Raw genomic sequence first — 13,566 nt, forward strand, 5'->3', positions numbered from 1 at the left:
CCAACGACAGCGGGGCCGGAGAGATGAACTCTCCGGCCCCGCCGGTCTCGGCGATGGTCTCGCCTGAGCGTCAGGTGGTGCTGAGCAGCCGACTCAACTCTGGAGGCTGAGCTTGCGGCGGCGGACGATCGTGACCGCAGTGGTGCCGGCGACGATGAGCGCCAAGGCCGCGGCGACGATGTTGACGGTCTCGAAGCCGGTGCGCGGCAGGTCACCGCCGTCCTTCGAACCGTTCGCATCGGCGCCCGAACCATCAGCCGCACCGCCGTCGGCCGAGGCGTTCGAACCGTCGGCCCCGCTGCCGGCATTCGACGAACCGTTATCGGATCCATCGGCCGTGCTGTCCCCGCCGTCCGCGTTGCCGCCGGCCGTGCTGTCCCCACCGTCAGCGGCACCGCCGTCGGCATTGCCGCCGTCGGCCGCACCGTCGTCGCCGGCCGAGGCGTTCGCGTCGTCACCGACTGCAGCGGTGGCTTCGAACTCGTGAGCCAGCGGCAGCGGGTTGTCGTCCCACCACGGACCATCGGCGTTCGCCTGCACGCTGACCGTGACGGTCACTTCGCCGGACGCATCTGTCGGTGCGGTCACGGTCACCGGAGTCTCGGACTCCCCCGCCGGAATCGATTCGAGCGTGATCGTCGTGGCAGCCGCCTCGGCGCTGACCTCAGAGGACGCGCCCTTGGCAGCCTTCGCGGTAGCCGACTGACCTCCGGACTGCTGGGCCACCTCGGCGGTGTATCCCTCCGGCAGGTCGACGGTGACGTCGATGGGGCCGGCGACCTCGGACTTCGCATTCGTCCTGAGTGCGAACTCAGCGCTCTCACCGGGCTTGATGGATGTCGGCCCGGTCAGCTCCGCGGTGAGGTCCCCGCTGTCGATGACGTCCTTAGCCGCGTCGGCCTGGCGCTCATTCTTGTCCGGGGTGACGTCCTCGCCCTCGGCCTGGTGCTTGTTGAAGTAGTTCTCCCAGACCTCGAAGTCGGTCAGTCCCGACTGCTCGAAGTCGCCTTTGGCGAAGGAGGAGAAGTTGTCACCGCCGGTGGCGAGGAAGCTCAGCGTCGCGACCCGGTAGTCCTTGTCCGGGTCGAGGTCCGTGCCATCGACCTTGACGGACTTCACGTGCTCGCCCTTGTCGGCGTCCGTGTCGTAGATGACGTCCAGGTCATCCGAGATGCCCAGGTGCAGGAACGGGCGGGACGCGTCGTCGGGCTGCCACTGCTCCTCGAAGAGGCCGATGACGTCCGAACCCTTCATCGTCACGACTCCGTGGTCGTTGGCGAAGGGAAGCACGCTGTTGAGCTCGGCGACGGTGACTGCGCACTTATCCTCTTCGTTGTAGATGTCATCGCAGAGCAGGTCGGTGCGCAGTCCGCCCGGGTTCGTGATCCCGAAATCGGCTTCCTCGAGCTGAGTCTCCTCGACGCCTTCCTTGAGTGCATCCGCGACGAGGTTGCCGAGCGTGGACTCGGCACCGCGGTCCTCCTCGCCGTTCTTCTTCGCGCGGGTGATGTCCTCGCTGATCGTGCCGGTGACCTCGGAGCCGAGCTCCTTGGCCTCGTCCTCTGCGTCGCTGACGATGGCGGCGACCTTGTCGACGACCTCGGAGTCGAAGCTCTGGTCTTCGGTCTCGATGAGGTTGATGCCGCCTGCCTGCCAGTCGCCGTTGCCGTCGACGCTCATGGTCACCTGCCCGACGTATTCGCCATAGCTGCCGGCTTCGATGACGGGACGGGTTCGGTCGGACTCTCCCGGCACGGGCACTTCGAAGGCATACGGCATGTGGGTGTGGCCGGTGAACATGGCGTCGACCGAGGCGTCGGCCTCTGTGACGAGCTTCTTGAACTCGGCGTTCGACGCCTCCGCATCCTCGAGGCTCTCAGCCGATGAGGCGCCGAGGTGGGCCTCGACGACTGTCATATCCGGCTTTTCGTCGTCGGGCAGGTTCTCGAGATCGTCGGCGACGCGGTTGACTGCGTCCGTGGGATCGCCGAAATCGAGGTCGGCGATGCCGTCCGGGGAGACGAGCGAGGTCGTGTCCTTGGTGACGACGCCGATGACGGCGATCTTGACTCCCGCCACGTCGACGATGGAGTACTCGTCGAGACCGTCGACGACGTTCTGGGTTCCCTTGTCGTAGACGTTGGCTGCCGAGTACGGGAAATCGGCTTCGTCGCTCACGCGGCTTGTCAGGTCATCGATGCCTTTGTCGAATTCGTGGTTGCCGACGGCCGAAGCGTCGAGTCCCATGGCGCCCAGGACATCGAGGGTGGGGGTGTCGTTCTGCGACGAGGAAGTGTAGGTCGAGGCGCCGATGTTGTCACCGGTCGACAGCAGCGCGGTGCCCGCATTGTCGCCGCCGGTGCCGAACTTCGCGCGTTCGTCTTCGACCACCGAGGCGACTTGAGTGCCTGCCTCGGAGATGCGCCCGTGGAAGTCGGTGATGTTGAGCAGCTGGACCGCGGTGCCCTCGGGCGCCGACTGCGCAGCGCTGCCGGAGTCCTGCTCATCGGCGGCGTCCTCCGCCGTCTCGGACTTGCCGGTGGATGATTCGTTCGACGGCTGGTCGGGGTCAGCGGGCGCCGATTCGCTCGGCGTCGTGACGCTGTCTGCGGCGGAGTTTCCGTCTCCCAGAGAGGGTGCCGCAATGGCCGGTGAGAGGCCGGGCAGGGTCAGCATCGACACTGCAGCGCCGGCACCCAGCACTTTGGTCACAAGTTTCGACATAGATTCGGTTCCTTCGATCGTTCAGTGAGGCGCACATCAACCGTGCTGGTGGGGATGAAGACAGGTTCCATCCTGCAGTGCCAATGCGAACTGAAAGTTACTTACATGTGAATCTACACAGGATTCTCACACCTGGAAAGAGGAATTCTCACATAATCGAGAATTGCGTGATAAAAGGGGTCTTGATGCTTCGGCCGACGCCCACGGCGAACCGTCGGGTCATTCCTCGGCGCGACGGGCCATCGTCTGGGCGTTCCGAGCCACGTAGTCCTCGGGTGCCGGGTAGCCGACTTCCGTGAGGACGAGTCCTTCGGCAGGCGTGACGAACATGGGCACGTCCGGGGTCAGACCGGCGTCCGCCTCGGCGATGAGCTCGGCGGGACGGGTCACCGCCCAGTTGCCGGATCCGACCTTGATGAGTCCGCCGACGAGCGCACGGACCATGTGATGGCAGAAGGCGTCGGCGCGCAGATCGATGGTGATCACAGCGTCCTGGTCTCGTTCGACGCGCAGTTCGTGGAGGGTGCGGATCGTCGTCGCGCCCTCCCGGGGTTTGCAGAACGGCAGGAAGTCGTGGAGTCCCTGGACTTCGCTCGCTGCCTCGGCCATGGCTTCGGCGTCGAGCTCGCCCTTGTGGCGTGGCGTCACCTGGGTCAGCAGCGGGTCGATGAAGGACCGGTGGTCGGCCAAACGGTACTGATAGGACCGCCACAGCGCGGAGAACCGGGCGTCGAAGTCCTCGGGCACCTCGGTCACCGCGTGGACGACGATATCGTGGAACTCACCGGCGATCAGCACTCCGCGAAGACGGGACAGGAGGGCCGCCTCGGCGGGTCGATTCGACTGGCCGATGAGCTTGCCGATCGCCTCATCGCTGAGATCGATGTGGACGACTTGGCGGCGGGCGTGGACGCCGGCGTCGGTGCGGCCGGCGACGACGGTGGCCACCTCGGTGCCGGCGATCCGCTCGAGCCCGGATTCGACGGCGGCCTGGACCGTGCGCAGCCCCGGCTGCTTGGCCCACCCGTGGAAATCCGTGCCGCGGTAGCCCAGATCGAGGCGGAAGCGGGTCATGGAGTCACCCTCGCCGAGGCGGGGCCCGCCATGCCGGGCCCGCCGTCGTCGTCGATCGCCTCGGTGAATGGGGCGCGAGGCTTGAAAACCCCGCCGAAGAGGCGGCAGATCAGTCGTGCCCTCTGTCGGTGATAGCGGTCGACGTTCGTGTTGTAGAAGCGGGCGCCTGCGAGGATCCGTTCGGTGAGCACCTGCAGCTGACCGTGCAGGAGCTGGATCGTCGTGTCGACTTCCTCGTTGACCGCTGCCCGCTGGGACCGGGCAGAGTCCGAGGTCAGGGACCTTTCCGTCAGCGCCGCGGGGATGACGGCGGCGTCGTCGACTGCGGCGGTCAGAGCGTTCTCGGCCGCGGCTCCACGGTGGTCGAAAGGGGCTCGTTCGGCGGAGGCGAGCGCGAGTTCGAGCCGGGACAGGTCCTGCCCGGAAATCTGCTGGAGCGTGCCGATATAGGCGGGCACGAGAGCGTGGCGGGCACGGATCTCACCGATGAGCTGGCGTCTGGCCTCGTCGCACAGCGACCGGGCCATGGACAGCTGATTGAAGCGCAGGACGGTGAGGACGACGAAGAGGACGATGAGGGCGACGAGTACACAACCGCCGACGATGAACCAGACCATGGCCGATCTCCTCGTTCCCTGTGCTGCGCGAGCTTCTCCGACACCTCAGTTTACGCGGGGTTCAGACTCGTCGCGAACAGGCCACCACCCGGACACCGGGGCGTCTGTGCGCGGACCGATTTCGGCCAGATGTCGCCGACGGGTCGCCTTCGGGTCACGCATTCGTCACTCGGCAGGCTTTAGCTGGGAACCGTGAGAGTAGCGATCATTGCAGAATCCTTCCTCCCCAATATGAATGGGGTCACCCACTCACTCCTGCGGGTCCTCGACCATCTGGCCGACCGCGGTGACGAGGTCCTCGTCATCGCTCCGGGCACGCGCAGGGACGGTCCGAAGGAGGTCGCCGGCGCCCGCATCGTCCGGGTCCCCTCGATCGCCTTGCCGAAGTACCGGCGCATCCGTGTGGCTCCCGGCGGCGTCACCCGCATCCGCCGGCTGCTGCAGCGCTTCGCCCCGGACGTCGTCCACCTGGCCAGCCCGTTCGTCCTCGGTTGGCGCGGGGTGCTGGCCGCCCAGGCGCTGAATCTGCCGACCGTGGCGATCTACCAGACCGAGGTACCCGCCTATGCCGCCCGATACGGCATGCACGGCATCGAAGCCATGCTGTGGAACCATGTGCGCAATATCCACCAGCATTCCTCCCTGACGCTGGCCCCGTCGTCGTACACGGTCGATCAGCTGGAAGGGCTCGGGGTCGCCGAGGTGGTCCTGTGGGCCCGTGGGGTCGATTCCTCCCGCTTCGACCCGGGTCACCGGTCCGAGGCGTGGCGTCGAAGCGTTGCCCCGGAGGGGGAGAAGATCATCGGCTTCGTCGGCAGGTTGGCCGCGGAGAAGCAGGTCGACGACCTTGCCGCGCTCACCGACCTGCCCGGGACGAAGGTCGTCATCGTCGGTGACGGCCCTTGGCGGATGCGTCTGCAGCGGCTGCTGCCGGAGGCGCATTTCACCGGGTTCCTCGGCGGGGATGCCCTGGCCCAAGCGGTGGCGAGCTTCGACGTCATGGTCGCCCCTGGTGAGCTCGAGACCTTCTGCCAGACCATCCAGGAGGCCATGGCCTCCGAGGTGCCGGTCATCGCTCCCGCCCGAGGCGGCCCGCTCGACCTCGTCGACTCATCGCGCACCGGGTGGCTCTACACCCCGAAGGACCTGCGGGCCATGCGAGCGCATGCGACGGACCTCCTCGGCGACGAGGCGAAACGTCGGGCCTTCGGGGTCGCCGGCCGTGAGCAGGTGCAGGCGAGGAGTTGGAAGAGCGTGTGCTCACAGCTCGTCGGCCACTATTCGCGGGCGATTGAGAATCCCGCCCCGCAGGTGCTCGGCCGCGGGTTCAGCTCGATGGTCAACTCCGGGCTGGAGAACCCTCTGCCCTACTGACAGTGCCCGCGCTGCCTGACAGTCGGCGGCCCTTTCACCGACCGCTCACCTTACCGTCGCTGTATCAAGCTGTACGGTGAGCGCTGGACGCTGAGGTGAGCGGTCGACGCAGAGAAGCTGATGCACTCAGCCCAGGCCCGCCGTCCAGTCGGCGACTGTGCGCACGCTGGCCTGTTTGGGGAAGACCTTCTCGGTGAGCACCTGGTGGACCTCGGGGTCGCGGTCGGCGCAGGCGTCGGAGAGCACCGTGAGTTCGAAGTCGAGATCGGCAGCCTGACGCACCGTCGAGAGCACGACTCCGCTCGTGGCGACACCGGCGAGCACGAGCGACGTCGCCCCGTAGCCGCGCAGCAGCACCTCGAGATCGCTGCCGGTGAAGGCGCTGATGCGCCGCTTGGTCACGATCGGTTCCCCTTGATGACGGTCGAGGGTGTCGTGGATGCTCGTCGAGGCATGCGCCTCATCGAGGTCACCATGGGCGGCGATCTGCGCGAACGATGCCGTTGCCGCCAACTCCGGGTGTCCCTCGCGCAGGGCCACTCGCACCCAGACGACGGGGATGTCGTGGCTGCGGGCTGCGGCGACGGCGTCCCGTGCACGTTCGAGCACACCGGTCGCGGCGAATGCGTCGTCGCCTGCGATGCCGTTCTGGAAATCCATGGCCAGCAGGACGGTGTTCGCGGTGCCGGTCATCATGTCTCCTTCGGTTCGGGTGGGGTTCGTCCCCTCTGTCGCCGAGGCTACTCCTCATACCGGATGATCCGCTGAGACCGATCTTCAGATGGGCTGAGTCTTCGGGCTCATCGTCTGATTGCCCACCGAGCCGCTTCACCCAGGGCGCGGATCTGTCGCTGCAGGTCACGGACTGCCGACTGGCCTGGTGCGAACGGATCACCACCTGAAGCCTCATTGCATACCTCCGGGAAAGAAGCACCCGCGGGTTCAAGATGCATACGCACTGATCACAATCACCACGTATGAACTTTGAAGCCGCTCATACACACTTCCCCCTCACCGAGCGGTCGACGGACACGGTCAGTCCACGATGCCGCGGGCATCGAGTGCCCGACCGGTGTCCTGGGCGTATTTCACCGACCGCAGGATCGCCGGCACCACTCGGGCCTTGATGCTCGAGTCCAGTCCCCTGGCCCGGGCGGCGCGTTCGGCCTCGCCGAGCAGACCGGAGATATGCGAGATCGCGCGGACCATGAGGCTCGCGGTCAGTGCGATCGCCTCGGTGTTCGCGCCGACGAAGCGCAAGGGTGAGACCAGCACCGTGAACGTGTCGAGCAGCTGCGCCACCGACGTCGTCAAGGTGAGGATCAGGGCCGCCTGCACACAGGCGAACACGGTCCCGCCGACGGCCAGACCCGACTCCATGGATCCGAACAGGTACTGCAGCCCCATGACGATGGCCACGAGCACCGCCACATAGATCCATGTGCGCAGGAAGTGCTTCACCCGCAGCCGGGCGGTGAAGCCGACGACGACGAGGACAGCGAACATCGACCAGTTGATGACCGCGTCGCGGAAGATGAGCGCGACGATGCCGACGACGGCGATCACCGCCAACTTCACCCCCGTCGGCACCGAATGCAGCCATCCCCGAGGATGCGCCACCTTCCCGAAGAGCTGCGGCCTGGCCTTGATGCCGGCGTTCGTTCGCCACGTCGTTCCGGTGTCACCGGCACCAACGCTGGTATGGCCGGCCCCGACAGGGCGTTTCCCACTCATGACGTATCGCTCATGATGAGATTCCGGTAGGCGGCGACCGCCTCGGCGGGGGTGGAATCGGATGCGATCCGACCGTCGTCGACGACGATCGCCCGCTGGGCGATCTGCGCGAACTCGAGGTCATGAGTGGTGAGGATGACGCGCACCCCGCGCCTGGACACGAGGTTCTGCAGATGCACGCGCAGGCGCTCCTTGTTGCGCAGGTCGAGAAGGGTCGTCGGCTCGTCGAGGACGAGGATCTGCGGATCGACAGCAAGCACTGCGGCCAATGCCACGAGCTGCCGTTGCCCGCCGGAGAGTTCGTAGACGCTGCGTTCGGCCAGGTCGGCGATGCCGAGTTCGTCGAGCACCGCCAGGGCCGCGGCCCGCCGCTCACGCTTGGGCACGGACTTGCGCAGGGACAGTTCGATGTCCTCGATCGGGGTGGGCATGACCAGCTGCGCGGCCGGATCGGTGAAGACGAAACCGACGCGAGAGCGCACCTTCGCCGGCTGCCGGCGCGGGTCGAAACCGTCGACGAGGACCTCACCGGCATTCGCGGTGACCAGCCCGTTGAACAGCTGAAGCAGGGTCGACTTCCCCGAACCGTTGGCGCCGATGACGGCGACGACATCCTCGGTGAGCGTGAGGGTGATGTGTGTGAGGATCGGGCGCACGACATCGCCGTCGGGTCCGTCGTCGATGACTCCGACGCCGACGTCGCTCAACCGGATCTCACGAGTCACTTCGCGTCCCGCTCCTGACCGGTCGCCACCGATTCGACGCTGATGCCGCGACGACGCAGCACATCAGGGAACGCACGGTGGATGAGCACCGCCACCGAGGCAGCCAGGATGTTCTTGACAATGTCACCGGGCCAGTAGGCGAGGTCCGCGACCGCGGCGACGCCGAGGGGCAGGTCGCCGTTGATCGACATGCCGAGGATGCCCAGCGGGTGGTTGAGCAGGAGGCTGCCGCCGAAGCCGCCGAGGAACAGCACCACACCGAGCTTCATTCCGCTGAAGCGACGCACGGCCCAGCGGGCGATGAGTCCGGCGAGGAGGGCGTAGAGCGCGAAGGAGAGGATATAGCCGGCGCTCGGGCCGGCGAGGACGCCGATTCCGCCGCGCATTCCCGAGAAGATCGGGAGTCCGATGAGCCCGAGGACGACGTAGAGCAGGGTGGCTGAGAAGCCGCGCCAGGGTCCGAGCACCATGCCGCACAGGGCGATGGCGAAGGTCTGCAGGGTGATCGGCACACCGAGGGGACCGACCGGGACCGGCGGCATCATCGCGAAGGCGGCGAGCATCGCCGCGAAGACCGCGACGAGGGCGATATCGCTGCCGGCCGAGCGAGGACGGATGGTCCCCGCCGAGGTGGTGCTGTGGGTCGGTGTCATGAGTACTCCATCGGTCGTGATCCTCCCCGACCGGGATCGGGGACGCCCGAGGCGGCCCCGAGCACCCTCCCACTGTAACTGAACGGTGTTCAGGAACGGTAGTCGGGGTCCCGGTCGGGGCCGCCTCGGCGAGGGTGTGCGCACGTTCACGTGCGCAGGACCCCCTCAACGGTCGCGGAGGATCACTCCCATTCGATGGTGCCCGGAGGCTTCGAGGTGACGTCGAGGACGACGCGGTTGATGTCATCGACCTCGTTGGTGATGCGGTTGGAGATCACGGAGAGCACATCGTAGGGGATGCGCGTCCAGTCCGCGGTCATCGCGTCCTCGCTCGAGACCGGGCGCAGCACGACGGGGTGGCCGTAGGTGCGGCCGTCGCCCTGGACGCCGACGGAGCGGACATCGGCCAGGAGCACGACCGGGCACTGCCAGATCTCTCCGTCGAGGCCGGCCTTCGTCAGCTCTGCGCGGGCGATCGCATCCGCCTTGCGCAGGGTGTTCAGGCGCTCCTCGGTGACCTCGCCGATGATGCGGATGCCCAGGCCGGGGCCGGGGAACGGCTGGCGGGAGACGATGACCTCGGGCACGCCGAGTTCGCGGCCGATGGCGCGGACCTCGTCCTTGAACAGGGCGCGAAGGGGTTCGATGAGCTGGAACTGGATGTCATCGGGCAGGCCGCCGACGTTGTGGTGGCTCTTGATGTTCGCAGTGCCCGATCCCCCGCCGGATTCGACGACGTCGGGGTAGAGGGTGCCCTGGACGAGGAATGCGATCTCCTCGCCCTCGCCCTCCTGGGCCTCGAGCACGAGGTCGGCGGCAGCGGTCTCGAAGGTGCGGATGAACTCGCGGCCGATGATCTTGCGCTTCTCCTCCGGGTCGGTGACCCCGGCGAGCTGGGACAGGAACTGCTCACGAGCGTCGACGGTGACCAGGCGGACGCCGATCGAGTCGACGTAGTCCTTCTCGACCTGGACGCGTTCGTCCTGACGCAGCAGACCATGGTCGACGAAGACACAGGTGAGCTGGTCCCCGATGGCCTTGTGGACCAGGGCTGCAGCCACGGAGGAGTCGACTCCGCCGGACAGGCCGCAGATGACCTTCTTGTTGCCGACGCGGGCGCGGATGAGTTCGACCTGCTCGTCGATGACGGATTCGTTCGTCCAGTCGGCGGTGAGGCCGGCGACGTTGAACAGGAAGTTCTCGAGGATCTTCTGCCCGTTCTCCGAATGGAGGACCTCGGGGTGCCACTGCACGCCGGCGAACCTCTTCGCCGCGCACTCGAAGGCCGCGACGGGAGTGTCAGGGGTGGAGGCGAGGACGTCGAAGCCGTCGGGCGCCTCGGCGACGGAGTCCCCGTGGGACATCCAGACCGTGTAGTTGCCCGGGGTTTCGGCCAGCAGTGCTCCGGTCTGGGCCACGGAGACCGGGGTCGATCCGTATTCGCGCTTGTCGGTCTTGGCCACGCGTCCGCCGAGTGCCGTCGACATGAGCTGGAAGCCGTAGCAGATGCCCATCGTGGGCACTCCGAGGTCGAACACGGACGTGTCGAAGCTCGGTGCGCCGGCGTCATTGACGCTCGAGGGGCCACCGGAGAGCACGATGGCCACGGGGCTCTTCGCGGCGAACTCGGACGCCGGGGCGTCGTGGGCGATGATCTCCGAGTACAGACCGGCTTCGCGGATGCGGCGCGCGATGAGCTGGGCGTACTGGGCGCCGAAATCGACGACGAGGACAGGGGGCACCTGCGTGCTCTGGGATTGCGTCATGATCCAATTCTAAGCGTCGGCGACCGGAGGCCCGAATTCGGGTTGTGCCCCCCTCGCAGTGCGGATGCGCACGAGCGAACGGGCCGCCTCGGGGAGGGTGGACCGGTCCGGTTCACCGCCACGGTGACGGTGAACCGGACCGGCCGCGCCGCTGCGGTTGGGCACGGAACGGCGGGCCGCCTCAGAGAGGGTGGATGCTGTCCTAGGACCTGGGGGCGACGACGACGGCGGCCTCGAGCTCCGCGTCGACCTGACGGTGGATGCGGCGCTCCAAAATGAACGACATCACGGGCACGACGCCGGCCAGGGCGAGGATGAGGTAGCGGCCGAGGCTCCAGCGCATCTGCTGATTGAGCCAGAAGCAGCCGATGAGGTAGACGACATAGCACCAGCCGTGGCAGATCGCGATGGCCGCGGCGAGGTTGAAGCCGCCGAAATTCAGGGCGGTGGCCGAGTCGGCGGCGATGAGGTACTTGTAGATCATCTCGACCGTGAGGATGAGCAGCATCGTGCCGGTGATGAACGCCATCACGCGGTAGAACTTCAGCGCATTGCGGGCCGAGGTGAAGCGTTTGACGCTCCACACCTCGTTCTCGTCGAAATCGGGGCGGGAGTCCAAGGACTCGTGTTCTTCACTCACGCTCAGTTTCCTCCGGTCGTGGAAGCGTCGGTGTCGGTCGGGCCGGGCTTGCCTCCGGCCTTCTTCCCGGGTCTCTTCCCGGTTTTCTGTCCACCGTGACGATGGGCCGGCAGTCCGGTCAGTCCGGACATCACCTCGGGGTCGATGGTCGCGTCGCCTGCGGGTTTGACGACAACATACTCGACGCGCTTCTCCGATTCCTGGGAATCTTCGCCGAGGCGGAGCCGGAAGTAGTCGTCGCGCAGCAGCTGGAACCACATGTAGAGGGCCATGGCTGCGAAGATGATCCATTCGAGGGCGTAGACCGCCGACTGCAGATCGAATCCGCCTTCGTCGCGCGTCGTCGTGGTCGGAACCTGTTCGAGGCCGTCGGTGCCCACCGAGGCGGCCGCCCCGTCCGCGGTTTCGGGAATGAGGAATCCGGAGTAGGTGAGCAGGTCGGGGAACAGGTTGATGATCTGCGAGGTCGAGACCGTGTGCACCTGCCCCTCGGGCAGGTCATTGCCCTCGACAGGGCCTTCGATCGGGCCGATCCGCGCGGTCAGCTCGACCTGGCCCTCCCGCGCCGTCGACGTCATCGCCGTGTCCTCATCGGTGGTGAAACCGCGGACGACGGGAATCGCGATCGTCTTCTTCTCGGCGTTCGCAACCTTGACCCCTTCACCGAGGTGGCCCCCGTCGGGGGCGAACATCGTGACGACCCAATACCCGGTCTCGCCGTCCTGGACGCGGCCGGGGACGACGATCTGAGCGTCGGGGATCCAGTGTCCTGACAGACTGACCCGCTGGTCGGCGAGAATGCCGGGCATCGGAGCCTGGGCATTCATGACGTCATTGAAGTCCTTGAGCTCATCGACCCCGGAGGATTCTACGACGTCGTTCTTGTGCTGGGCCCGGTCGACCTGCCATGCGGAGAGCCCGACGAAGCAGGTGACGAGCACCAGGACGAGGAACAGGGACCCCAGCCATTTGGGAGTCAGTGCCAGGCGGAACAGTCAGACCACCGAACCGGTCTGGTAGGGCGAGACGGTGACGTCGACGCGTTGGAATTCCTTGAGGTCGAGGTAGCCGGTGGTCGCCAGTGCCCGACGCAGGGCACCGACGAGGTTGAGCTCGCCGATCGCGGTGCGGCCGGGGCCGAAGAGGACCTGTTCGAGGCTGCCGACGGTGCCCAGCTCCACGCGGTGGCCGCGCGGCAAGTCCGGGTGGTGGGCTTCGGCGCCCCAGTGCATGCCGCGGCCGGGGGCTTCGGTCGACCGGGCCAGGGCGGTGCCGAGCATCACGGCGTCGGCGCCGACTCCGAAGGCCTTGACGATCTCGCCGCTGGTGCCGAGTCCGCCGTCGGCAATGACATGGACGTAGCGGCCGCCGGATTCGTCCATATAGTCGCGCCGGGCGGCGTGGACGTCGGCGACGGCGGTGGCCATCGGGGCGTGGATGCCCAAGGTCTTGCGGGTGGTGGCCGCCGCTCCCCCGGCGAAGCCGACGAGGACGCCGGCGGCACCGGTGCGCATGAGGTGCAGGGCCGCGGTGTAGGTGGCGGCTCCGCCGACGATGACGGGCACATCGAGTTCGTAGATGAACTGTTTGAGGTTGAGCGGTTCGGTATGAGTCGAGACGTGCTCGGCCGAGACCGTGGTGCCGCGGATGACGAAGATGTCGACACCTGCGTCGATGACGGTCTTGTAGAACTCCTGGGTCCGCTGCGGGGTCAGGGCACCGGCGACGGTAACCCCGGCCTCGCGGATCTGCTCGAGGCGGGCGGTGATGAGTTCGGCTTGGATGGGCGCGGAGTAGAGCTCCTGCATCCGGGAGGTCGCCATCTCTGCCGGCAGCTGGGCGATTTCGGCCAGCTGCGGGGTCGGATCCTCGTACCGGGTCCACAGCCCTTCGAGGTCGAGGACGCCGAGGCCGCCGAATCGACCGAGGGCGATGGCGGTCTCCGGGGACATGGCCGAGTCCATGGGGGCGCCGATGAAGGGCAGCTCGAACTGGTAGGCGTCGATCTGCCAGCTCAGGGACACGTCTTCGGGGTCACGGGTGCGGCGAGCGGGCACGATGGCGATGTCGTCGAGCGAATAGGCGCGACGGCCGCGCTTGCCTCTGCCGATTTCGATTTCAGAACTCACCCCAACAGCCTATCCCACCACCCTCTGCACACGGTCTCAGCCCACTATGAGGAACAGCCCATCTCCCCTCCCAGGACTACTGTGAGTATTGATGGTGGCTGGTCTGGGACTGGCTGGCAGAGTAGGAACT

12 protein-coding genes are annotated in these 13,566 nt (G+C 66.8%); 1 reads left to right on the forward strand and 11 read right to left on the reverse strand.

The features are described from left to right. Positions 1-93: 93 nt before the first annotated feature. The 3 genes from ACTIIH_RS10385 to ACTIIH_RS10395 all read right to left on the reverse strand — a co-directional run bounded on the left by ACTIIH_RS10385 (position 94) and on the right by ACTIIH_RS10395 (position 4,415). Positions 94-2,724 (reverse strand): 5'-nucleotidase C-terminal domain-containing protein, encoded by a 2,631-nt coding sequence (locus ACTIIH_RS10385; protein WP_441451670.1) that lies wholly within the window; start codon positions 2,722-2,724, stop codon positions 94-96. 219 nt (positions 2,725-2,943) lie between these two features. Further along, positions 2,944-3,798, reverse strand: coding sequence for a tRNA pseudouridine(38-40) synthase TruA (gene truA / locus ACTIIH_RS10390; RefSeq protein ID WP_441091839.1), 855 nt, complete (start codon positions 3,796-3,798; stop codon positions 2,944-2,946). Then, positions 3,795-4,415 carry a LemA family protein gene (locus tag ACTIIH_RS10395; RefSeq protein WP_441091838.1) on the reverse strand — a complete coding sequence of 207 codons (621 nt, stop codon included), beginning with the start codon at positions 4,413-4,415 and terminating at the stop codon, positions 3,795-3,797. The genes truA and ACTIIH_RS10395 overlap by 4 nt, the downstream gene beginning before the upstream one ends. Positions 4,416-4,607: 192 nt before the next feature. Here ACTIIH_RS10395 and ACTIIH_RS10400 point away from each other — a divergent pair, with 192 nt between their 5' ends. Further along, positions 4,608-5,789, forward strand: coding sequence for a glycosyltransferase family 4 protein (locus ACTIIH_RS10400; RefSeq protein WP_441451671.1), 1,182 nt, complete (start codon positions 4,608-4,610; stop codon positions 5,787-5,789). A gap of 126 nt (positions 5,790-5,915) precedes the next feature. On the opposite strand, the gene ACTIIH_RS10405 is transcribed toward ACTIIH_RS10400, so the two are convergent. The 8 genes from ACTIIH_RS10405 to ACTIIH_RS10440 all read right to left on the reverse strand — a co-directional run bounded on the left by ACTIIH_RS10405 (position 5,916) and on the right by ACTIIH_RS10440 (position 13,436). Then, positions 5,916-6,485: a cysteine hydrolase family protein gene (locus ACTIIH_RS10405; protein WP_441091836.1), complete on the reverse strand. Its 570-nt coding sequence runs from the start codon at positions 6,483-6,485 to the stop codon at positions 5,916-5,918. Positions 6,486-6,824: 339 nt separating this feature from the next. After that, positions 6,825-7,523 (reverse strand): energy-coupling factor transporter transmembrane component T family protein, encoded by a 699-nt coding sequence (locus ACTIIH_RS10410; protein WP_441091835.1) that lies wholly within the window; start codon positions 7,521-7,523, stop codon positions 6,825-6,827. After that, on the reverse strand, positions 7,520-8,248 hold the full coding sequence (locus ACTIIH_RS10415; RefSeq protein WP_441091834.1) for an energy-coupling factor ABC transporter ATP-binding protein: 729 nt from the start codon (positions 8,246-8,248) through the stop codon (positions 7,520-7,522). Before ACTIIH_RS10415 ends, ACTIIH_RS10410 begins: the two co-directional genes overlap by 4 nt. Next, positions 8,245-8,901, reverse strand: a complete 657-nt coding sequence (locus ACTIIH_RS10420; RefSeq protein WP_441451672.1) for a biotin transporter BioY — start codon at positions 8,899-8,901, stop codon at positions 8,245-8,247. The genes ACTIIH_RS10415 and ACTIIH_RS10420 overlap by 4 nt, the downstream gene beginning before the upstream one ends. 182 nt (positions 8,902-9,083) lie before the next feature. Next, on the reverse strand, positions 9,084-10,667 hold the full coding sequence (guaA, locus tag ACTIIH_RS10425; protein WP_441091832.1) for a glutamine-hydrolyzing GMP synthase: 1,584 nt from the start codon (positions 10,665-10,667) through the stop codon (positions 9,084-9,086). A gap of 202 nt (positions 10,668-10,869) precedes the next feature. Then, positions 10,870-11,307, reverse strand: coding sequence for a DUF3817 domain-containing protein (locus tag ACTIIH_RS10430; RefSeq protein WP_441451673.1), 438 nt, complete (start codon positions 11,305-11,307; stop codon positions 10,870-10,872). A 2-nt stretch (positions 11,308-11,309) separates the two neighbouring features. Further along, positions 11,310-12,248, reverse strand: a complete 939-nt coding sequence (locus ACTIIH_RS10435; RefSeq protein WP_441451674.1) for an SURF1 family protein — start codon at positions 12,246-12,248, stop codon at positions 11,310-11,312. Positions 12,249-12,302: 54 nt separating this feature from the next. After that, positions 12,303-13,436: a GuaB3 family IMP dehydrogenase-related protein gene (locus tag ACTIIH_RS10440; protein WP_441451675.1), complete on the reverse strand. Its 1,134-nt coding sequence runs from the start codon at positions 13,434-13,436 to the stop codon at positions 12,303-12,305. Positions 13,437-13,566: the final 130 nt, after the last annotated feature.

Source organism: Brevibacterium sp. (assembly GCF_052105255.1).
GTDB classification, from domain to species: Bacteria; Actinomycetota; Actinomycetes; order Actinomycetales; family Brevibacteriaceae; genus Brevibacterium; species Brevibacterium linens_B.

Coding starts and splice junctions, on each gene's coding strand:
- ACTIIH_RS10385 (WP_441451670.1), bottom strand. CDS start 2,724: ATGTCGAAACTTGTGACCAAAGTGCTGGGTGCCGGCGCTGCAGTGTCG.
- ACTIIH_RS10405 (WP_441091836.1), bottom strand. CDS start 6,485: ATGATGACCGGCACCGCGAACACCGTCCTGCTGGCCATGGATTTCCAG.
- ACTIIH_RS10410 (WP_441091835.1), bottom strand. CDS start 7,523: ATGAGTGGGAAACGCCCTGTCGGGGCCGGCCATACCAGCGTTGGTGCC.
- ACTIIH_RS10395 (WP_441091838.1), bottom strand. CDS start 4,415: ATGGTCTGGTTCATCGTCGGCGGTTGTGTACTCGTCGCCCTCATCGTC.
- ACTIIH_RS10420 (WP_441451672.1), bottom strand. CDS start 8,901: ATGACACCGACCCACAGCACCACCTCGGCGGGGACCATCCGTCCTCGC.
- guaA (WP_441091832.1), bottom strand. CDS start 10,667: ATGACGCAATCCCAGAGCACGCAGGTGCCCCCTGTCCTCGTCGTCGAT.
- truA (WP_441091839.1), bottom strand. CDS start 3,798: ATGACCCGCTTCCGCCTCGATCTGGGCTACCGCGGCACGGATTTCCAC.